Genomic DNA, 19,267 nt, shown 5'->3' with positions numbered 1-19,267 from the left:
CAGATTGCTCAGGCGCCGCCTGGTGCAGCGCCGCCAAAACGACGCTCCCGCAGAGAGAATGCATTCAGTGCACCTTCAAAAACGTGTTCATCGAAATCCGGCCAGAGCACATCGGTAAAATAGAATTCAGCATAGGCAATCTGCCACAGCAGGAAGTTGCTAATCCGATGCTCTCCCCCGGTCCTTATCACTAAATCCACTGGCGCCAGCTCCTGCATGCAGAGCTGCGACGTCAGGCTCTCTTCGGTAATCTGGTCAGGTCGCAGTAATCCTTCCTGAACCTGTTCAGCCAGTTTTTTCACGCCTTCGATAATATCCCAACGGCCGCCATAGTTGGCAGCAATGTTGAGCGTCAGACGGGTATTATTTGCAGTCAGGGTCTCAGAACGACGAATACGTTCCTGAATGCGGGGGCTGAAACGGCTGGTATCGCCAATGACACGTAAGCGAACGTTGTGTTTATGCAGGCTCTTTACTTCACTGTCGAGTGCCCAGACAAACAGTTCCATTAACGCGGTGACTTCCTGCGCAGGACGGCTCCAGTTTTCACTACTGAAGGCATAAAGCGTCAGGGCTTCAAGATTGTTATTGACCGCAAAGCTGACGGCACGACGCACCGATTTAACACCGGCTTTGTGGCCTGAAATACGCAATTTTCCCTGATTTTTGGCCCAGCGACCATTGCCATCCATGATGATAGCGACGTGGCGCGGACCGTTTCCCTGCTGGTCATCAGTGTTGTTGTGATTGTTAGACGACATAACGCTTAACCAATTCCTTTCATCAGAAATGCTGTGTTTTCTGAATACATTGCGCCCGATTCAAATCCCGGCACACGCTTAGTGCCGGGCTACACCGAATTCGGTGACAGACCGTGAAACGCGAGCCAGCGACTATACCATTTTCACCTGAAGCGAACAAATGGCCTCATAACGATCGGTTTCACGACGTGAAGCGCGGCAACATTTCTGTTGCCAGCGCGCGCGCAGTGCGATCGATGTCAAGGACAGCGTCCACCGAATCCGGCTCCGGACACACTTGTGCCGCCATCACTGCGCTATTAAGCGCGGCAATGTCGGTGAAGCGGATCTGGTGATTCAGGAAAGCCGCGACGGCAACCTCATTGGCAGCATTTAGCGTGGTGGTCGCCGCCTGCCCTGCCTCACAGGCATCAATGGCCAGTTTCAGACAGGGATAGCGACTAAAGTCAGGTTCTGCAAAAGAGAGCGCCGACATGCGGGTAAAATCCAGCGGCGTCACACCTGCATTGATGCGCGATGGCCAGGCCATGCTGTGGGCAATAGGCGTACGCATATCGGGAGAACCTAACTGAGCCAGCACGCTGCCATCGCAGTATCGCACCATGGAGTGAATCACCGACTGTGGGTGAAGTATCACTTCCATCTGCGCTGCGCTGGCATTAAACAACCAACGGGCTTCAATGTACTCAAGACCTTTATTCATCATGGTGGCCGAATCAACAGAGATTTTTCTCCCCATCGACCAGTTCGGATGTGCACAGGCCTGATCCGGCGACATAGCGCTAAGATCAGCTAAATCTGTGTCACGAAAAGGACCACCCGATCCCGTAAGGATAATCGACTCAATGCCATTATCCCGCAGGTCAGCGTAACCTAACTGATGCTGGATGGTAGCCGGTAAACTCTGAAAAATGGCGTTATGCTCACTGTCGACTGGTAGTAACTGCGCGTTATGATGACGCACCGCCTCCATAAACAAACGGCCGCAGGTGACAAGCGATTCTTTGTTGGCCAGCAGCACCGTTTTTCCGGCGCGAATGGCTGCCAGCGTCGGCAGCAAACCGGATGCGCCGACAATTGCCGCCATCACCTGATCCACGTCATCCAGCGCAGCCAGCTCACAGGCTGCCTGAACGCCGGAGAGCACTTCAGTATCGATCCTGATTGCTCTCAGTCGCTCACGCAGCGCAGCGGCGGATGCCTCATCTGCCATGCAGGCGTAGCGCGGCGTAAAAGCCGCACACTGTTCGGCCATCAGCGCCACATTGTGGCCAGCGACCAGCGCAGTAATCTGATAAAGCGCCGGGTTGGCGCGAACCACTGCCAGCGTACTGGTGCCGATCGAGCCGGTGGATCCCAGCAGAGTTAATCGCTTCATGAGGCTATCCGTGTGAAGTCAGCGTGCCCTCAGGCACAATGTAAAACGCCGCCAGATGTCGCATTCATACGAATACCTCTCTGTACGGCGTTTTGTCCGGCAGTGATGGGATTAGAAATCCATCAGCTCCGACTCTTTTTCAGACAGTGCGGCATCAACTTTCTTGATGTACGCATCGGTCATTTTTTGCACTTCATCCTGCGCACGACGTTCGTCGTCTTCGCTGATCTCTTTATCTTTCAGCAACGCTTTGATTTTATCGTTGGCATCGCGACGGACGTTACGTACCGACACACGGCCCTGCTCGGCTTCGCCGCGCACGATTTTAATCAGATCTTTACGACGCTCTTCTGTCAGGGCAGGCAGCGGAACACGGATGTCGGTACCGGCTGAACTAGGGTTCAGACCGAGATCAGACTTCATGATCGCTTTTTCGACTGCCGGACTCAGTGAACGGTCAAACACGTTGATTTTCAGCGTGCGTGAATCTTCCACAGTGACAGAAGCCAGCTGACGCAGTGGCGTCGGCGTGCCGTAATATTCGACGACGATGCCGTCAAGCAGCGAAGGTGAAGCACGACCGGTGCGCACTTTGCTGATGGTAGTTTTGAATGCTTCAACGCATTTTTCCATGCGCGTGTCAGCATCTTTTTTGATGTCGTTAATCACGTTGAAACCCTTGGATTCGGTTTGACCTGGCCAGTTCCGGCATAACCGGAAGCGGGATCGATAATCATCGATAATCCTGACTGGTGCGCGATGCATTCTCATCGCGCTGACAGAATATACCTTATTTTATCTCGCCTCGGGTATTAATGCGTAATCAGAGTCCCTTCTTTTTCACCCATCACTACACGACGCAGTGCGCCAGGTTTATTCATGTTGAAAACACGGATAGGCAATTTGTGGTCACGCGCCAGGGTAAAGGCCGCCAGATCCATCACTTTCAGCTCTTTATCCAGTACTTCAGCATAGCTCAGTTGCTCATAAAGCGTTGCGTCCGGGCTTTTCACCGGGTCGGCAGAGTAGACGCCGTCAACTTTGGTCGCTTTCAGCACCACGTCCGCTTCAATCTCAATGCCGCGCAAACACGCCGCAGAGTCGGTGGTAAAGAACGGGTTACCGGTACCGGCGGAGAAAATCACCACGCGGTTGTTACGCAGCAGGCTGATCGCTTCTGCCCAGCTGTAGTTGTCGCAGACGCCATTCAGTGGAATCGCTGACATCAGGCGTGCGTTCACATAGGCGCGGTGCAGTGCATCACGCATCGCCAGGCCGTTCATCACGGTTGCCAGCATACCCATGTGGTCACCCACGACGCGGTTCATCCCTGCCTGCTGCAGGCTTGCGCCACGGAACAGGTTCCCTCCGCCAATCACTACGCCAACCTGGATGCCCAGTTCAACCAGCTCTTTTACCTCTTGTGCCATGCGGTCAAGCACACTCGCGTCGATACCAAAACCTTCAGCGCCTTGCAGAGCTTCGCCGCTGAGTTTAAGCAGGATACGTTGATAAACAGGTTTTGCGTTGGTCGCCATGGTCAGTTCTTCCTGGAAGATTGGGTGTAAAGGAGAAGTAAATTCTGATCGATCATCCGCTTACCGCAAAGAAAATGCTATTGGGATGAAACTGAAAACGTGTCTGTTGCGATTCACAGACAAAAAAGAACCGCCGGATGGCGGTTCTTTCAAAGCATTAAGACTGTTTGGACATTGCTGCAACTTCTGCAGCGAAGTCAGACTCAACTTTCTCGATGCCTTCACCCACTTCGAAGCGGATGAAGTTAATCACGTCAGCGCCCTGCTCTTTCAGAGCCTGGCCAACGGTTTTGCTTGGATCGATAACGAAAGCCTGACCTGTCAGAGAGACTTCGCCGGTGAATTTCTTCATACGGCCTTCAACCATCTTCTCTGCGATCTCTTTTGGCTTGCCAGACTGCATCGCGATGTCCAGCTGAACCTGGTACTCTTTATCAACCACGTCAGCAGAAACGTCTTCTGGCTTAACGAATTCAGGTTTGCTTGCTGCAACGTGCATTGCGATCTGTTTGATCAGATCTTCGTTAGCGCCTTTCGCTGAAACCAGAACGCCGATACGTGCGCCGTGCAGGTAGCTGCCCAGCTCTGCGCCTTCCAGGATTGCAACGCGACGGATGTTGATGTTCTCACCGATTTTAGCAACCAGTGCAACGCGCTCTTCTTCGAACTGCGCTTTCAGAACTTCAACGTCGGTAACGCGATTAGCGGCAGCCGCTTCCAGAACTTTGTCTGCGAACGCCTGGAAACCGCCATCTTTTGCAACGAAGTCAGTCTGGCAGTTCACTTCCAGAATCACGCCGTAGTCGCCAACGATCTTGGTTTTGATTACGCCATCAGCAGCAACGTTGCCTGCTTTTTTCGCTGCTTTGATTGCGCCAGACTTACGCATGTTCTCAATCGCCAGCTCAATGTCGCCGTTCGCTTCAGTCAGCGCTTTTTTGCAATCCATCATGCCAGCGCCAGTACGCTCGCGCAGTTCTTTTACCAATGCAGCGGTAATGTCAGCCATTCCAGAATCCTCGGTTCGTGCCTGAGTACGTTTGCACCAGCAGACACTTATTTGCGGAAAATTTACTCTGTCCCGCCGTCCGGTTGGGGGCGTGACAGACTTAGATAAAATAAAGGGGCCAGTATAGGCCCCTTACAGATCACATCTGAATGCTAAGGGCTCTTATGCAGAGCAAACCTTAATTAAGCGTTTTCTAAAGACGCTTCTTCAGCTTGCTCAGCCAGGTCCTGAGAGCGGCCTTCGCGAACGGTAGTCGCAACGGCAGTCAGGTACAGGTTTACAGCACGGATCGCATCGTCGTTACCTGGGATAACGAAATCAACGCCATCTGGATCTGAGTTGGTATCAACGATAGCAAATACCGGGATACCCAGGTTGTTTGCTTCTTTGATTGCGATGTGTTCGTGATCAGCATCAACAACAAACAGTGCGTCTGGCAGACCGCCCATGTCTTTGATACCGCCCAGGCTGTTTTCCAGCTTGGCCAGCTCACGCGCACGCATCAGCGCTTCTTTTTTGGTCAGTTTGTCGAAAGTGCCATCCTGAGACTGAATCTCCAGATCTTTCAGACGCTTGATTGACTGACGCACGGTTTTCCAGTTGGTCAGCATGCCACCCAACCAGCGGTGGTTTACGAAGAACTGGTCGCAGCTCAGTGCAGACTCTTTTACTGCCTGGGCAGCAGCGCGCTTAGTACCTACGATCAGGATCTTACCTTTACGGGAAGAGATCTTGTTCAGTTCAGCCAGAGCTTCGTTGAACATAGGTACAGTTTTTTCCAGGTTGATGATGTGAACCTTGTTACGTGCACCAAAGATGAATGGCTTCATTTTTGGGTTCCAGTAACGGGTCTGGTGACCGAAGTGAACACCAGCCTGGAGCATGTCGCGCATGGAAACAGTTGCCATGATAAAACCTCTAAAGTTTGATTGGGGTTGGGCCTCCATGTATCCCATACGACCGACCTCTTTCAAGGCACCCCGGCGTATGTGTCGATACATGTGTGTTTTATTACACATAATGAGAGTTATGCGTTTCCTGCTGACCGAAACAGCCATACAGAGAATCGTCGGCGCGCTTTATACCACAAACCACCATGGGACGCCAATAAATGATCACTGATGAGCGCCAGCGCGTTCTCTATTTGGCAGCCCATTTGCTGGCTGCTAACATGACAGCACAGACCTTATTATTGTCGAAAATTTCGACAACTGCGGATTAATTTAATGGCAATTTCAATCAAAACCCCTGAAGAAATCGAAAAAATGCGCGTCGCGGGCCGACTGGCCGCCGAAGTGCTGGAGATGATCGAGCCTCATGTTCAACCGGGTGTCACCACCGGCGAGCTGGACCGTATCTGCCACGAACACATCACGCAGAAGCAGCAGGCCGTCTCTGCCTGCCTTGGCTATCACGGTTTTCCGAAATCAGTCTGCATCTCGGTGAATGAAGTGGTTTGTCACGGGATTCCCAGTGACGATCGCCCTCTGAAAGATGGCGATATCGTCAATATCGATGTCACCGTCATTAAAGATGAGTACCACGGTGATACCTCAAAGATGTTTATTGTTGGTAAACCCACTATTCAGGGTGAGCGCCTGTGCCGCGTCACGCAGGAGAGCCTCTATCTTTCCCTGCGTCTGATTAAGCCCGGCATCCGCCTGCGCGAGTTGGGTCGTGCCATTCAGAAGTATGTTGAAGCAAACGACTTCTCTGTCGTACGCGAATATTGCGGTCACGGCATCGGCAAGGGGTTCCACGAAGAGCCTCAGGTATTGCATTACGATGCCGATGATAGCGGCGTCGTGTTACAGGCGGGTATGACCTTTACAGTAGAACCGATGGTCAATGCCGGGGATTACCGCATCCGCACCATGAAAGATGGCTGGACGGTAAAAACCAAAGATCGCAGCTTGTCCGCGCAGTATGAGCATACTATTGTGGTGACGGAAAACGGCTGTGAGATTTTAACCCTGCGCAAAGACGACGCGCTGCCCGCTGTGCTCGTCGCCGAAGGGTAATTCCCCCAAAACAGATCAAGCCGGCGCTGAGCCGGCTTTTTTTTGGCTAAAAAAGAGAAGAGCTGCATGAGCGTGAGTCTGTCGGAAGATGTGAAAAACGGTCTGGTTGATTCGCCAGCCGAATGGGGTGACAACCAGCTGACCCGCGACATTCTGAAGCCGAGGCTGGAGCTGTTTCAGCAACATCTGGCTGCCGCGTTTGATGCCGGTGAACCCGTTGAGCCGCTGATCGATGCCCGCACGCTGTTTATTGATCGGCTGCTGCGTCGCCTGTGGCGCTTCTTTGGCTTTGATGAAATGCCGTCTACCGCGCTGGTCGCCGTTGGCGGCTATGGCCGTGCCGAACTGCATCCGCTCTCTGATATCGATGTTCTGATCCTCAGCCGCCAGCCGCTGGATGAACAGGCTGCGCAACGCACCAGCGATCTCTTAACGCTGATGTGGGATCTTAAACTGGAAGTGGGCCACAGCGTCCGCACGCTGGAAGAGTGTCTGCTGGAGGGATTGTCTGATCTGACCGTCGCCACCAACCTGATCGAATCACGGATGCTGACTGGCGATGTGGCGCTGTTTCTGGAACTGCAGAAAAATATCTTCAGCGACGGTTTCTGGCCCTCATCCCGCTTTTTCGCCGCCAAAATTGATGAGCAGCAGGAGCGCCACAAGCGTTATCACGGCACCAGTTATAACCTCGAGCCCGATATCAAAAGCAGTCCCGGTGGCCTGCGAGACATCCATACGCTGCAGTGGGTTGCCCGACGCCATTTTGGTGCCACTACCCTGGATGAGATGGTCGGCTTTGGTTTCCTCACTGACGCTGAGCGCAGCGAACTCAACGAATGTCAGGAGTTTCTCTGGCGCATCCGCTTTGCCCTGCATCTTTCCCTCCCCCGCTACGATAACCGCCTGCTATTCGATCGCCAGCTCAGTGTGGCGCAGCGCCTGAATTACCAGGGCGAAGGCAATGAGCCGGTCGAACGCATGATGAAGGATTTCTATCGGGTCACACGGCGTATCGGTGAACTGAACCAGATGCTGCTGCAGCTGTTTGATGAGGCGATTCTGGCGCTCTCCACCAGTGAAAAACCCAGGCCTATCGACGACGATTTCCAGCTGCGGGGTGATTTGATCGACCTGCGCGACGAAACGCTGTTCACCCGCGAGCCGCAGGCGATTCTGCGTATGTTCTACGTGATGGTACGTAACGACAGTATCAAAGGGATCTACTCCACCACCCTGCGTCACCTGCGCCATGCACGTCGACATCTTAAACAGCCGCTGTGTCAGATTCCGGAAGCGCGACGCACGTTTATGTCAATTCTGCGCCATCCCGGCGCGGTGAGCCGGGCGCTGGTGCCGATGCATCGTCATAGCGTGCTGTGGGCCTATACACCGCTGTGGGGGCATATCGTCGGACAGATGCAGTTTGATCTGTTCCATGCCTACACCGTGGATGAGCATACTATTCGTGTCCTGCAGAAGCTGGAAAGCTTCGCCAATGAAGCCACCCGTCCTCAGCATCCACTGTGTGTCGAGTTATGGCCACGCCTGCCGCAGCAGGAGCTGTTACTGATGGCTGCGCTGCTGCATGACATTGCCAAAGGGCGCGGCGGCGATCACTCTATTCTTGGCGCGCAGGATGCGCTTGAGTTCGCTGAAATGCATGGCCTTAACTCGCGTGAAACTCAACTGGTGGCCTGGCTGGTTCGTCATCACCTGCTGATGTCTGTCACGGCGCAGCGTCGCGATATTCAGGATCCGACGGTGATCCAGCAGTTTGCTGAGGTGATGCAGAATGAGAACCGGCTGCGCTATCTGGTTTGTCTGACCGTGGCCGATATCTGCGCCACCAATGAAAGTCTGTGGAACAGCTGGAAGCAGAGCCTGTTACGCGAGCTGTTTTTCGCCACCGAGAAGCAGTTACGACGCGGTATGGAAAACAGTCCGGATTTGCGGGAACGGGTGCGTCATCATCGCCTGCAGGCACTGGCACTGCTGCGGATGGATAACATTGATGAAGAGCGTCTGCACCAGATCTGGAATCGTTGCCGCGCGGACTACTTCCTGCGCCATACGCCGAATCAGATTGCGTGGCATGCCCGCCACCTGCTGGTTCACGATCTGAAAAAACCGCTGGTGCTGGTCAGCCCGCAGGCCACCCGTGGCGGGACCGAAATTTTTATCTGGAGTCCCGATCGGCCTCATCTGTTTGCTGCTGTGGCCGGTGAACTCGACCGTCGTAACCTCAGCGTTCACGACGCGCAAATCTTCACCAGCCGGGACGGCATGGCAATGGATACCTTTATTGTGCTGGAACCGGATGGCAGCCCGCTCTCCCCCGATCGCCATCCGATGATCATTCAGGCGCTGGAACAGGCAATCACTCAGTCAGATTGGGTGCCGCCGCGTACCCGTCGTCCGTCGGCCAAACTGCGGCATTTCAGCGTGGATACCGAAGTGAACTTTCTGCCAACGCACACTGACCGTCGCAGCTACCTGGAACTGGTGGCGCTGGATCAGCCAGGCCTGCTGGCGCGGGTCGGCGAAGTCTTTGCCGATCTGGGTGTCTCACTGCACGGTGCACGCATCAGCACCATCGGCGAGCGGGTCGAAGATTTATTTATTCTGGCCAACAGCGAACGTCAGGCACTGGATGAAGAAATGCGCAAAGCGTTGCAACAACGGTTGACAGAGGCCCTTAATCCAAACGATAAAGTGTGACCAGATTCAATTTGTAGACATTACTCTATTTACTTGTGTCGGGCTGTTGTCCGGCACCGCACATGACAGATCAGGAAAAAAATATGCAACAGTTACAGAGCGTTATTGAATCCGCCTTCGAACGTCGCGCTGACATTACCCCTGCCAGCGTCGACAGCGAAACCCGCGATGCCATCAACCAGGTTATCTCCCTGCTGGACAGCGGTGAGCTGCGCGTTGCTGAGAAGATCGACGGCGAGTGGGTAACGCATCAGTGGCTGAAGAAAGCAGTGCTGCTCTCTTTCCGCATTAATGACAATCAGGTAATGGAAGGTTCAGAAACCCGCTTCTACGACAAAGTCCCGATGAAATTTGCTGGCTGGGATGAAGCGCGTTTCAAAGAAGCGGGTTTCCGCGTCGTGCCGCCTGCAGCTGTTCGCCAGGGTGCTTATATCGCCCGCAACACGGTCCTGATGCCTTCTTACGTCAACATCGGCGCCTTCGTGGATGAAGGCACTATGGTGGACACCTGGGCGACTGTCGGCTCCTGTGCGCAGATTGGTAAAAACGTTCACCTTTCTGGCGGCGTGGGTATCGGTGGTGTGCTGGAACCGTTGCAGGCAAACCCGACCATTATCGAAGACAACTGCTTCATCGGTGCACGCTCTGAAATCGTTGAAGGCGTGATTGTTGAAGCAGGCTCAGTGATCTCAATGGGCGTTTACATCGGTCAGAGCACCAAAATCTATGACCGCGAAACCGGTGAAGTCCACTACGGCCGTGTTCCTGCCGGTTCCGTCGTGGTCTCAGGTAACCTGCCGTCTAAAGATGGCAGCTACAGCCTCTACTGTGCCGTGATCGTGAAGAAAGTGGATGCGAAGACGCTGGGTAAAACCGGCATTAACGAACTGCTGCGCACCATCGACTGAGTAAAATGACGGGCTGGAAAGCAGCCCGTCATCTTTTCTTTACAGCTATTCCTGAACAACATGCTTCGCGTCGCGAATTAACTGGTGCGTTTAGTTTTCATCCAGGTCATAATCCGCGCCAGTTAAATCCTGTCGCGCAATGTTCATCCCGCTTATTTATGTCTACAGTTGACGGACGTCATGAACAAGTCTGCGCGCTTCTCACTTTTGATGGAAACAACGCTATGTATGACAATCTGAAAAGCTTAGGTATCAGTAACCCGGACGACATTGACCGCTACAGCCTGCGTCAGGAAGCCAACAACGACATTCTGAAGATTTACTTCCGCAAAGATAAAGGCGAGTTTTTCGCAAAGAGCGTCAAATTCAAATATCCGCGTCAGCGCAAAACTGTTGTTGCCGATCACGCAACCCAGGGCTACAAAGAAGTTCAGGAAATCAGCCCGAATCTGCGTTATGTCATCGATGAACTGGACCAGATTTGCCAGCGTGACCAGGTTGAAGTGGATCTGAAACGCAAAATTCTGGATGACCTGCGTCACCTGGAAAGCGTGGTTTCCCACAAGATCACTGAAATTGAATCGGATCTGGAAAAATTAACCCGTAACAGCCGTTAATTTTTTGTCCGACGAGAGAGGCCAGCTTTGCTGGCCTTTTTTTATGCCCTGAATTCGGCTCCTATCCCTGCTCATCCAGCTGTAAAGCCACATAGAGCAACAGCCTGTCATCGAAATGGCCAAGATTCAGTCCGGTGAGTTCAGAAATCCGGTTTAGCCGATATTCCAGCGTATTGCGATGAATGAACAGCGCACGCGCGGTGGCGCTTGGCTGGACATTATGGGTGAACCACGCGATTAACGTGCGTCGCAGCAAGCCGTTGTTATCCATGCTCTTAAGCTTCGCCAGTGGCCGGGCCAGTTCGTTGGCCTGCCAGCCGCCACGCAGGCTGTCGAGCAGCACCGGCAACACCAGATCCTGATAAAAATAGCTGCGTAACTCGGGCATACGTTGCTTGCCCACCATCATTGTGGTGCGTGCGGTCCGGTAAGAGCGTGCAATGCTGCCAGGCCCGCTAAAGAAGTTGCCCAGTGCGATACGCATCCGTAAATGTCCGCTCTCTTTCATCCGCTGCAGTAACTGTTCCACGCGGCGGCGATGATCCTCCTGGTCGTAGCGTCCATGTCCATTCAGTGCGGGCTTCAGCACCACCATTTCGGTCAGCGACACAATAGCGATCAGATTATCGCGCTCCGGCGTGGTCAGCAGCGTTTGCAGCTGCTGTAATTCTGACATCGCGCTGTCGACGCCGAGCTGACCGCTGTCCACTTCCAGCACGGCGACCACACGCGGCTGATTGAGATCGATGCCCAACCGCTGTGCCCATTCAGTCAGTTGTGGCGACAGGGTATCGCTGCGGATCAGGTTCAGCACCAGCTCTTCACGCAGACGGCTGTCCTGCGCCAGCATATGCAGCAATCGCGCCTGTTCCAGCATCATCTCTGCGGTCATGCAGACCAGTTCGCCATAATGTCGCAGCGCCAGTGGCTCGCCCGTCAGCCCAATGACCCCGACAATGTCACCGTCGATGCGCAGCGGCAGATTAATGCCGGGCCGCACACCATGAAGATGTTTAGCAACCGCCTCATCAATATCGACAACACGCCCCTGAGAGAGCACCAGCAACGCACCTTCGTGCAACTCCCCAATACGCTCCCGGTCACCGCTGCCGATGATCCGGCCCCGCGCATCCATCACGTTGACATTACTGTCAATAATTTTCATGGTGCGTGCCACGATATCCTGCGCCAGCCGGGCATCAAGGTGATAGGTAGCCATCCATTACTCCTGGAAAAGAGGGTGAGAAACAGAATACGCATGGGTTGCGCACAGAGCATTGTGCAACTGCACAGAGCCGGGCAATCATTTACCGAATTTGCGGAGAGCATCACACTCTGGCGGCGCGGAAGGCGGGCATAAAAAAGGCGGACCGCAGTCCGCCTCATGAACAGTTGTTATACCGTTACTGCATCAGCAGATAGATGCTGCTGTCACCACGTTTCACATTCAGCGCCAGAACGGCTGGTTTGGTGTCGAGGACTTTTCGCAGCTCACCGAGGTTGGTTACCGGCTGCTGGTTAACTCCCTGGATCACGTCACCCTTTTTCAGGCCGATACGCGCTGCGGCGCTGCCGGGTTTCACATTATCCACGCGAACACCTTTATCACCGGTTTCAACATTGCTGAGGTCAGCCCCTTCAATGCCGTTGTAAATGGTGGCGGACTGCACTTTCGCCTGGCTGCTCTGCTGCAAGGTAACCGAGACATCAACGGGTTTGCCGTCGCGCAGCAGGCCCAGTTTCAGTGTGGTGCCAACCGGCAGCGAACCCACTTCCGCACGCAGAGAAGCAAAGCTGCTCAGCGGTTTGCCATTCATTGAAACAATCACGTCACCCGCTTTAATACCCGCTTTAGCCGCCGCAGAGTCTGGCAGCACCTGGCTGACAAAGGCACCACGCTGTGCATCAACCTTCATCGCTTTTGCCAGCTCGGAGTTCAGTTCAGTCCCCTGCACGCCCAGCTCGCCACGTTTCACCTGACCAAACTCAACCATCTGAGCCGTCAGGTTTTTAACCATGTTGCTTGGGATAGCAAAGCCGATACCGATGTTGCCGCCATCCGGCGCCAGAATAGCGGTGTTAATCCCTATCAGTTCACCATTAAGGTTAACCAGCGCACCACCGGAGTTACCCCGGTTAATTGCCGCATCCGTCTGGATAAAGTTTTCGTAGTTTTCCACGTTCAGGCCGCTGCGTCCCAGCGCCGAGACGATCCCGGAGGTGACGGTCTCACCCAGACCATACGGGTTGCCGATCGCCACGGTGTAGTCACCGACGCGCAGGCTGTCGGAGTCAGCGATTTTCACAGCAGTCAGATTTTTAGCGTCCTTCAGCTGAATCAGTGCAATGTCAGAGCTGGGATCTTTACCAATGACTTTGGCGTCATAATGACGACCATCGCTGAGCTGCACCTGAATTTTAGTGGCGTTGTTCACCACGTGGTTGTTCGTCACCACATAGCCTTTTTCAGCGTTGATGATGACGCCCGACCCAAGAGCCCGGAATTTTTCCTGCTGGGTATCAGGGCCTGGCGCGCCACCGTTACCGCCCGCGCCGTCACCGCTCTGACACATGGGTGATCCCTGGAACGGAGAACCGTCCTGGCAGAAGGGCGAGTTGTCGCCAAAGAATTGCTGAAACTGCTGCGGCATGCGCGGGGTTTTCACGGTGGTGGTACCCTCAACGCTGATACTGACCACAGACGGCATTACCTTTTCCAGCATAGGCGCCAGGCTAGGGAGTTGCTGGCTATCGGAAGAGGCCGTTTGCGCAGCAAAAACAGTAACTGGGGCGAGCGCCATGCTCAGGCTCAACGCCAGCGCACTTAACACTAAAGTCTTTTTTTTCATTTTCATTTCTCGATAAGATTACTGTTCAGACCATTGCTGTGGTCGAAAGGTGAGATAAATGTTTTAGCGCGAAATTCCTTTAAAAGTTTAAGTCAAAGGTAAAAATTTATTCGCGGCCTTTACAAACGCCGGCTTATTCTACAGCCATCAGTCGGCGATACTCATCCCAGGCATAGAGATCGGTCATTCCACTGATATAATCCTGAATAAGCCGGAAGCGATAATAACGTTCCCACAGCAGCCGCTGATATTTATGCTCTACCACAAGGGTACGCATCTTTTGCAAATAGGCTTTACGGTGTTTACCAGAAAGCTTATGAAAAAGCCGGGTTTCAATCGGATGCTGACGCAGGAAGTCTTCATTTATCAGCGTGGTGAAAGCCTCATAGTTCAGGCGCATCAGCGGCTGATAGATCTCCAGCAGCCCTTTGATTACGCGGTATCCCTGCAACTCCAGCTGCTCGACTTCAGAGTGATTAAAGACCTGCTGGCGCGCAACAGTTTTAAACAGTTGCAGTAACCGGCCCTCTTCACCCTCATCTTCCAGCAGCGCGTGATTGAAACTGCCATCGAATATAGCAGGCAGATTATCAACGAAACGTTTCACGGCATAACTTACCAGCACGCTCTGAACATTTACGCGTAATGACATAAAAAATTGATCGCTGCGGCTTCGCCGTTTTTTACTGCAGGCTTCGCGCCAGGCTTCACCAATAGTCCGGCTGAAGGCGTCATTATTTTTAACCGGCCCCCAGGCTTTATTGAGAAACTCAAACAAACTCTCAACATTAAAGATATCTTTTTCTACAGCGTCGTCCAAATCGGCAATACAATAGGAGATATCATCCGCCGCTTCCATTATATAGGTAAGCGGAAAGCGATGGTGTTCTTTCATATTGGTGGCAGCACGTAAATCCGCAATATACTCCTGCTCAGAGAGATAAAAGCCGGGTTTCTTCATTAAGACGCTAAATTCGGCAGGTTTTTCACCCTGCCACCAGGCGGGTGCGGTATATTTCAGGATGCAGGCGACCTGAGAATAACTGAGATTGAGTTGCAGCAGCGTATGCACCATACGAATGGCCTGCGCATTGCCCTCAAAATGGCAGAGGTCCTGGCGGATCATGGCATTCAGCTGATCAAAAGCCTTCCGCTGTTCTTCTCCTTCAACGCCCGCTACCAGCGGATCCACCAGTTCGGCAGAGAGGTTCTCTTCAAACCAGTCGTTAATGGCGGCCTCGCCAAAATGGCCAAACGGCGGATTACCGACGTCATGCAGCAGACACGCCATCTCGATCAGACTTTCAAACGCGCCTTCCATCTCATCCAGTCCATACTGCGCCAGCCCGCCCTGCATCTTCAGGGTTTGCAGAATCTCTTTGGTGATGTAGCGCCCGGTTTGCTGCACCTCCAGCGAGTGCGTCAGGCGGGAGCGAACGGCGGCGTTGCGCTCCAGTGGAAAGACCTGCGTTTTCTGCTGCAGACGCCGGATAGCGGCCGAGTTGATAATTCGTCCACGGTCGCTCTCAAAATGGCGGGTAATGTAATATTCACCTTCCGGATCTTTTCGGCTGTTATAAGGGCGTGAGAAGCTGATCTTCTTCCTGAAATTGATCGCCGACATGAATTACCCCTGACTTTTTCGTGAATTAATCCCCTGAATGCCATGGTAGACTATGCCCTAAATTTTGATTCTTTACATTAGCGGAACTCACTATGAAAGCAGGCATTATTGGCGCGATGGAGCAGGAAGTCACACTGCTGCGTGACAAAATTGAAAACCGTCAAACGCTGACACTGGCGGGTTGTGAAATCTATACCGGCACCCTGCAGGGCGTTGAAGTGGCACTGCTGAAATCGGGCATTGGTAAAACCTCTGCCGCGCTGGGTACCACGCTGCTGCTGCAGCTCTGCAAGCCGGATGTGGTGATCAACACCGGGTCGGCAGGCGGTTTAGCACCGTCACTGAGCGTCGGCGATATCGTGGTATCAGATGAAGTGCGTTATCACGATGCTGACGTCACCGCTTTTGGTTATGAGCCAGGCCAGATGGCGGGTTGCCCTGCTGCGTTTGTGGCAGACAGCAAGCTTATCGCGGCTGCCGAAGCCTGCATTAAGCAGCTGGACCTGAATGCTGTACGCGGTCTGGTGGTAAGCGGTGATGCCTTTATCAATGGCGCTGAGCCGCTGGCGCGCATTCGTAGTCTGTTCCCGCAGGCGATTGCGGTTGAGATGGAAGCGACCGCTATCGGTCACGTCTGTCATCAGTTCCAGGTGCCGTTTGTGGTGGTCCGCGCGATTTCAGACGTGGCCGATAAAGAATCGCACCTGAGCTTTGATGAATTCCTGAGCGTTGCAGCGACGCAATCGTCGCTGATGGTGGAGAACCTGCTGGCGCATCTGGCGCGTGGCTAAAACGCTGCTGTTCTGCTGGCTGCTGCTATTAAGCGGCAGCCTGCTCGCTTCCCCACCGCGTGTTATCACCCTCGCTCCACACCTTACCGAACTCGCCTTTGCTGCCGGGATTACGCCGATCGCAGTCAGCGCCTGGTCCGACTATCCGCCGCAGGCGAAACAGATTGAACAGGTCGCCAACTGGCAGGGCATCAAAGCCGAGCGTATTCTGCAGCTCAAGCCGGATCTGGTCCTGGCCTGGCGCGGCGGTAATCCGCAGCGGCAGATTGAACAGTTGCAGCAGCTCGGCGTACCCATTAAATGGATTGATCCACTGACACTGGATGAGATGTTCACGGCACTGGCCGATCTGGGCCGCTGGAGTCCCAGGCCAGAGCAGGCCGCCAGCGCGGCCAGAGCGCTACGACAGCAGGCAGCGGCGCTGCGACAGCGCTATACTCATCTGACTGCGGTTCCGCTTTTTTTGCAGTTTGGTCAGCAGCCGCTTTTTACCGCTGCCAGAGCCACGCTGCAAAATGAAGTTATTACGTTATGTGGTGGCAGGAATATTTTTGCTGACAGCCGCGTCAGTTGGCCGCAGGTCAGCCGTGAGCAGGTGCTGATGCGCCATCCTCAGGCCGTGGTTATAGCCGGAGGTGCACAGCAGGCGGAGAACATTCGTACTTACTGGCGGCCACAGCTCACGGTGCCGGTGATCACCATTAACGAGGACTGGTTAAGCCGGCCGGGTCCGCGGCTGCTGCTGGCGGCGCAGCAACTCTGTTCCGCGTTGCATCCCGCACAATAAGTCCACGCATCGATTAAAGAAACAGCCTTTTTTGCCGTTAATCAATACCAGAGACGAGCGGGCCACGTATGCTCGCCGTCCTTTTAGCGCCGCGGCGCTTTTTAAAACACCAGGAACCTTATATGACCAGAGCACTGCTGCTGGCCATAGGGCTTTTGATCACCGGATCTGCTTTTGCGGGATCGATAAATGGCTCTATAGGCGCCAGGCTTGTCATCTATTCACGCTGTGAAATCAACACGGCTAACGGTCCGCTTTTGCCGCAAATCAACTGTGGCAGACAGGCAAGCGCGCAGCCACGCGTAACCCAAAGTCAGATTCAATCGCAGGGAAGCCTGAAGCAGAGTAACCGGCTGGTCACAATAGAGTGGTAAATGAGGCCGTCGGAGTGACGGCCTGCGCGATCAGATACTGAAGGATGAGCCACAGCCACAGGTGGTTTTGGCATTCGGGTTGGTCACGATAAAGCGCGATCCTTCCAGGCCTTCCGTATAATCAACCGAACCGCCCACCAGATATTGCAGGCTCATTGGATCAACGACCAGTGAGACGCCCTGCTTTTCAATTGTCATATCGCCATCGTTCAGCTGGTCGTCAAACGTAAAGCCATACTGGAAACCACTGCAACCGCCACCGGTGATATAGACGCGAAGTTTCAGCGCCGGGTTCTCTTCATCGGCAATCAGGTTTTTCACCTTGGTGGCTGCGGCGTCGGTAAACTGCAACGGCAGTGCTACTACTTCATCACTCATGTTTTACTCCGGTAAACGCCCAGGTCAGAAAACGACCTTAATAACGCTATTATCAGTCAGCACCTCAGCGCAATCAAGCTCTGCCCTTCGCACTCTGTGCCGCTTTCCCCTCCGTTCAGGACGCTGTGGGTGAATCCACCTTTCGTCTGCTGCTGCTCTTCCGTAGAATGGCGCAATATTTTTCTGAAACGCTGGAGCCGAAAATGAGTAAGTCCGAACAACTGTTTGCCGAGGCACAACGCCTGATTCCGGGTGGGGTAAACTCGCCAGTACGCGCATTTACCGGTGTGGGTGGCGTTCCACTGTTTATTGAACATGCTGATGGTGCGTATCTGTATGACGCTGATGGCAAAGCCTATATCGACTATGTCGGCTCATGGGGACCGATGGTGCTGGGCCATAACAACGCGGCGATCCGTAATGCGGTGATCGAAGCAGCCCAGCGCGGCCTGAGCTTTGGCGCACCGACCGAAATGGAAGTGACCATGGCGCAGCTGGTGTGTGAGCTGGTGCCGAGCATGGAGATGGTGCGGATGGTTAACTCCGGTACCGAAGCGACCATGAGCGCAATCCGTCTGGCTCGAGGCTTTACCGGCCGCGATAAAATTATTAAGTTCGAAGGCTGCTATCACGGCCATGCCGATCATTTGCTGGTGAAAGCCGGTTCCGGTGCCCTGACGCTGGGTCAGCCAAACTCGCCGGGCGTACCAGCAGATTTCGCTAAACATACCCTGACCTGCACTTTCAACGATCTCGACTCCGTGCGCAGCGCCTTCGAGCAATATCCTGATGCCATCGCTGCCATCATCGTTGAGCCGGTTGCCGGTAATATGAACTGCATCCCGCCGCAGCCAGAATTCCTGCCGGGCCTGCGCGCGCTCTGCGATGAGTTCGGCGCACTGCTGATTATCGATGAAGTGATGACCGGCTTCCGTGTGGCGCTGGGTGGCGCGCAGGCTCACTACAATGTGCGTCCTGACCTGACCTGCCTCGGAAAAATTATCGGTGGCGGGATGCCAGTCGGTGCATTCGGTGGCCGTCGCGACGTGATGGCTGCACTGGCGCCGACCGGCCCGGTTTATCAGGCAGGAACGCTCTCCGGTAACCCGATCGCGATGGCTGCCGGTTTTGCCTGCCTGACGCAGATCGCGCAGCCGGGCACGCACGAGAAGCTCGATACCCTGACCCGCAAGCTGGCAGAGGGTCTGCGCGAAGCCGCACAACAGCAAAATATTCCGCTGGTGATTAACCATGTTGGCGGGATGTTTGGCCTGTTCTTCACCGATGCTGACAGCGTGACCTGTTACGCCGATGTGACCCGCTGCGATGTGGAACGCTTTAAAACCTTCTTCCATCTGATGCTGGAGGAAGGCGTTTACTTTGCGCCATCAGCTTATGAAGCGGGCTTCATGTCACTGGCGCACAGCGAAGAGGATATTCAGCGCACGGTTGATGCCGCGCGTCGTTGTTTCGCGAAGCTGTAATTTCGGTAACGTTAAAGATGAAGACCG

General features: G+C 54.0%; 18 protein-coding genes. 8 read left to right on the top strand and 10 right to left on the bottom strand.

Features of this window, described 5'->3' with window-relative positions; all coding sequences use genetic code 11:
* Positions 1-8 precede the first annotated feature (8 nt).
* From ispU to rpsB, 6 genes are all read right to left on the bottom strand, one after another.
* A complete protein-coding gene (gene ispU, locus LQK91_RS12865; RefSeq protein WP_003852651.1) occupies positions 9-761 on the bottom strand; it encodes a (2E,6E)-farnesyl-diphosphate-specific ditrans,polycis-undecaprenyl-diphosphate synthase in 753 nt (250 codons plus the stop codon).
* Positions 762-942: 181 nt separating this feature from the next.
* Positions 943-2,139 carry a 1-deoxy-D-xylulose-5-phosphate reductoisomerase gene (gene ispC / locus LQK91_RS12860; protein ID WP_008925638.1) on the bottom strand — a complete coding sequence of 399 codons (1,197 nt, stop codon included), beginning with the start codon at positions 2,137-2,139 and terminating at the stop codon, positions 943-945.
* A gap of 111 nt (positions 2,140-2,250) precedes the next feature.
* Positions 2,251-2,808, bottom strand: coding sequence for a ribosome recycling factor (gene frr / locus LQK91_RS12855; protein WP_003852653.1), 558 nt, complete (start codon positions 2,806-2,808; stop codon positions 2,251-2,253).
* Between the two features lie 143 nt (positions 2,809-2,951).
* Positions 2,952-3,677 (bottom strand): UMP kinase, encoded by a 726-nt coding sequence (gene pyrH / locus LQK91_RS12850; protein ID WP_003852654.1) that lies wholly within the window; start codon positions 3,675-3,677, stop codon positions 2,952-2,954.
* Positions 3,678-3,834: 157 nt separating this feature from the next.
* Positions 3,835-4,686, bottom strand: a complete 852-nt coding sequence (gene tsf, locus LQK91_RS12845) for a translation elongation factor Ts (protein ID WP_008925637.1) — start codon at positions 4,684-4,686, stop codon at positions 3,835-3,837.
* A 182-nt stretch (positions 4,687-4,868) separates the two neighbouring features.
* Complete coding sequence (gene rpsB, locus LQK91_RS12840) at positions 4,869-5,594, bottom strand: 30S ribosomal protein S2 (RefSeq protein WP_008925636.1); 726 nt, start codon at positions 5,592-5,594, stop codon at positions 4,869-4,871.
* Between the two features lie 318 nt (positions 5,595-5,912).
* Here rpsB and map point away from each other — a divergent pair, with 318 nt between their 5' ends.
* The 4 genes from map to LQK91_RS12820 all read left to right on the top strand — a co-directional run bounded on the left by map (position 5,913) and on the right by LQK91_RS12820 (position 10,953).
* Positions 5,913-6,707 (top strand): type I methionyl aminopeptidase, encoded by a 795-nt coding sequence (map, locus tag LQK91_RS12835; protein ID WP_105099578.1) that lies wholly within the window; start codon positions 5,913-5,915, stop codon positions 6,705-6,707.
* 66 nt (positions 6,708-6,773) lie between these two features.
* On the top strand, positions 6,774-9,428 hold the full coding sequence (gene glnD, locus LQK91_RS12830; RefSeq protein ID WP_105099577.1) for a bifunctional uridylyltransferase/uridylyl-removing protein GlnD: 2,655 nt from the start codon (positions 6,774-6,776) through the stop codon (positions 9,426-9,428).
* Between the two features lie 83 nt (positions 9,429-9,511).
* Positions 9,512-10,336, top strand: coding sequence for a 2,3,4,5-tetrahydropyridine-2,6-dicarboxylate N-succinyltransferase (gene dapD, locus LQK91_RS12825; protein ID WP_008925633.1), 825 nt, complete (start codon positions 9,512-9,514; stop codon positions 10,334-10,336).
* Positions 10,337-10,560: 224 nt separating this feature from the next.
* Positions 10,561-10,953, top strand: coding sequence for a DUF3461 family protein (locus tag LQK91_RS12820; RefSeq protein ID WP_008925632.1), 393 nt, complete (start codon positions 10,561-10,563; stop codon positions 10,951-10,953).
* Between the two features lie 61 nt (positions 10,954-11,014).
* On the opposite strand, the gene LQK91_RS12815 is transcribed toward LQK91_RS12820, so the two are convergent.
* The 3 genes from LQK91_RS12815 to dgt all read right to left on the bottom strand — a co-directional run bounded on the left by LQK91_RS12815 (position 11,015) and on the right by dgt (position 15,426).
* A complete protein-coding gene (locus tag LQK91_RS12815) occupies positions 11,015-12,172 on the bottom strand; it encodes a CdaR family transcriptional regulator (protein ID WP_105099576.1) in 1,158 nt (385 codons plus the stop codon).
* A 184-nt stretch (positions 12,173-12,356) separates the two neighbouring features.
* Positions 12,357-13,802 (bottom strand): serine endoprotease DegP, encoded by a 1,446-nt coding sequence (gene degP / locus LQK91_RS12810; protein ID WP_008925630.1) that lies wholly within the window; start codon positions 13,800-13,802, stop codon positions 12,357-12,359.
* Between the two features lie 133 nt (positions 13,803-13,935).
* Positions 13,936-15,426 carry a dGTPase gene (dgt, locus tag LQK91_RS12805; RefSeq protein WP_105099575.1) on the bottom strand — a complete coding sequence of 497 codons (1,491 nt, stop codon included), beginning with the start codon at positions 15,424-15,426 and terminating at the stop codon, positions 13,936-13,938.
* 92 nt (positions 15,427-15,518) lie between these two features.
* On the opposite strand from dgt, the gene mtnN reads away from it, so the two are divergent.
* From mtnN to LQK91_RS12790, 3 genes are all read left to right on the top strand, one after another.
* Positions 15,519-16,217: a 5'-methylthioadenosine/S-adenosylhomocysteine nucleosidase gene (gene mtnN / locus LQK91_RS12800; RefSeq protein ID WP_008925628.1), complete on the top strand. Its 699-nt coding sequence runs from the start codon at positions 15,519-15,521 to the stop codon at positions 16,215-16,217.
* The gene (btuF, locus tag LQK91_RS12795) at positions 16,210-17,004 is read left to right on the top strand and encodes a vitamin B12 ABC transporter substrate-binding protein BtuF (RefSeq protein WP_105099574.1); all 795 of its coding nucleotides are present in this window, start codon (positions 16,210-16,212) and stop codon (positions 17,002-17,004) included. The genes mtnN and btuF overlap by 8 nt, the downstream gene beginning before the upstream one ends.
* A gap of 122 nt (positions 17,005-17,126) precedes the next feature.
* On the top strand, positions 17,127-17,378 hold the full coding sequence (locus LQK91_RS12790; protein ID WP_008925626.1) for a hypothetical protein: 252 nt from the start codon (positions 17,127-17,129) through the stop codon (positions 17,376-17,378).
* 30 nt (positions 17,379-17,408) lie between these two features.
* On the opposite strand, the gene erpA is transcribed toward LQK91_RS12790, so the two are convergent.
* Entirely contained in the window at positions 17,409-17,756 is a 348-nt protein-coding gene (erpA, locus tag LQK91_RS12785; RefSeq protein ID WP_008925625.1) for an iron-sulfur cluster insertion protein ErpA, read from the bottom strand.
* Positions 17,757-17,959: 203 nt separating this feature from the next.
* Here erpA and hemL point away from each other — a divergent pair, with 203 nt between their 5' ends.
* Positions 17,960-19,240, top strand: a complete 1,281-nt coding sequence (gene hemL / locus LQK91_RS12780; RefSeq protein ID WP_008925624.1) for a glutamate-1-semialdehyde 2,1-aminomutase — start codon at positions 17,960-17,962, stop codon at positions 19,238-19,240.
* The last annotated feature ends 27 nt before the right edge of the window (positions 19,241-19,267 follow it).

It is taken from the genome of Pantoea sp. MHSD4, from assembly GCF_021043305.1.
In the GTDB taxonomy this organism is placed as follows: domain Bacteria; phylum Pseudomonadota; class Gammaproteobacteria; order Enterobacterales; family Enterobacteriaceae; genus Pantoea; species Pantoea eucalypti.
The sequence above is the reverse complement of the archived record's forward strand: the minus strand, read 5'-3'. Positions and strand labels throughout refer to the sequence as shown.

Bases quoted from the DNA above. Each gene is read 5' to 3' on its own strand.
- ispU (WP_003852651.1), bottom strand. From the start codon at position 761: ATGTCGTCTAACAATCACAACAACACTGATGACCAGCAGGGAAACGGT.
- ispC (WP_008925638.1), bottom strand. From the start codon at position 2,139: ATGAAGCGATTAACTCTGCTGGGATCCACCGGCTCGATCGGCACCAGT.
- pyrH (WP_003852654.1), bottom strand. From the start codon at position 3,677: ATGGCGACCAACGCAAAACCTGTTTATCAACGTATCCTGCTTAAACTC.
- tsf (WP_008925637.1), bottom strand. From the start codon at position 4,686: ATGGCTGACATTACCGCTGCATTGGTAAAAGAACTGCGCGAGCGTACT.
- rpsB (WP_008925636.1), bottom strand. From the start codon at position 5,594: ATGGCAACTGTTTCCATGCGCGACATGCTCCAGGCTGGTGTTCACTTC.
- map (WP_105099578.1), top strand. From the start codon at position 5,913: ATGGCAATTTCAATCAAAACCCCTGAAGAAATCGAAAAAATGCGCGTC.
- glnD (WP_105099577.1), top strand. From the start codon at position 6,774: ATGAGCGTGAGTCTGTCGGAAGATGTGAAAAACGGTCTGGTTGATTCG.
- dapD (WP_008925633.1), top strand. From the start codon at position 9,512: ATGCAACAGTTACAGAGCGTTATTGAATCCGCCTTCGAACGTCGCGCT.
- LQK91_RS12820 (WP_008925632.1), top strand. From the start codon at position 10,561: ATGTATGACAATCTGAAAAGCTTAGGTATCAGTAACCCGGACGACATT.
- LQK91_RS12815 (WP_105099576.1), bottom strand. From the start codon at position 12,172: ATGGCTACCTATCACCTTGATGCCCGGCTGGCGCAGGATATCGTGGCA.
- degP (WP_008925630.1), bottom strand. From the start codon at position 13,802: ATGAAAAAAAAGACTTTAGTGTTAAGTGCGCTGGCGTTGAGCCTGAGC.
- dgt (WP_105099575.1), bottom strand. From the start codon at position 15,426: ATGTCGGCGATCAATTTCAGGAAGAAGATCAGCTTCTCACGCCCTTAT.
- mtnN (WP_008925628.1), top strand. From the start codon at position 15,519: ATGAAAGCAGGCATTATTGGCGCGATGGAGCAGGAAGTCACACTGCTG.
- LQK91_RS12790 (WP_008925626.1), top strand. From the start codon at position 17,127: ATGACCAGAGCACTGCTGCTGGCCATAGGGCTTTTGATCACCGGATCT.
- erpA (WP_008925625.1), bottom strand. From the start codon at position 17,756: ATGAGTGATGAAGTAGTAGCACTGCCGTTGCAGTTTACCGACGCCGCA.
- hemL (WP_008925624.1), top strand. From the start codon at position 17,960: ATGAGTAAGTCCGAACAACTGTTTGCCGAGGCACAACGCCTGATTCCG.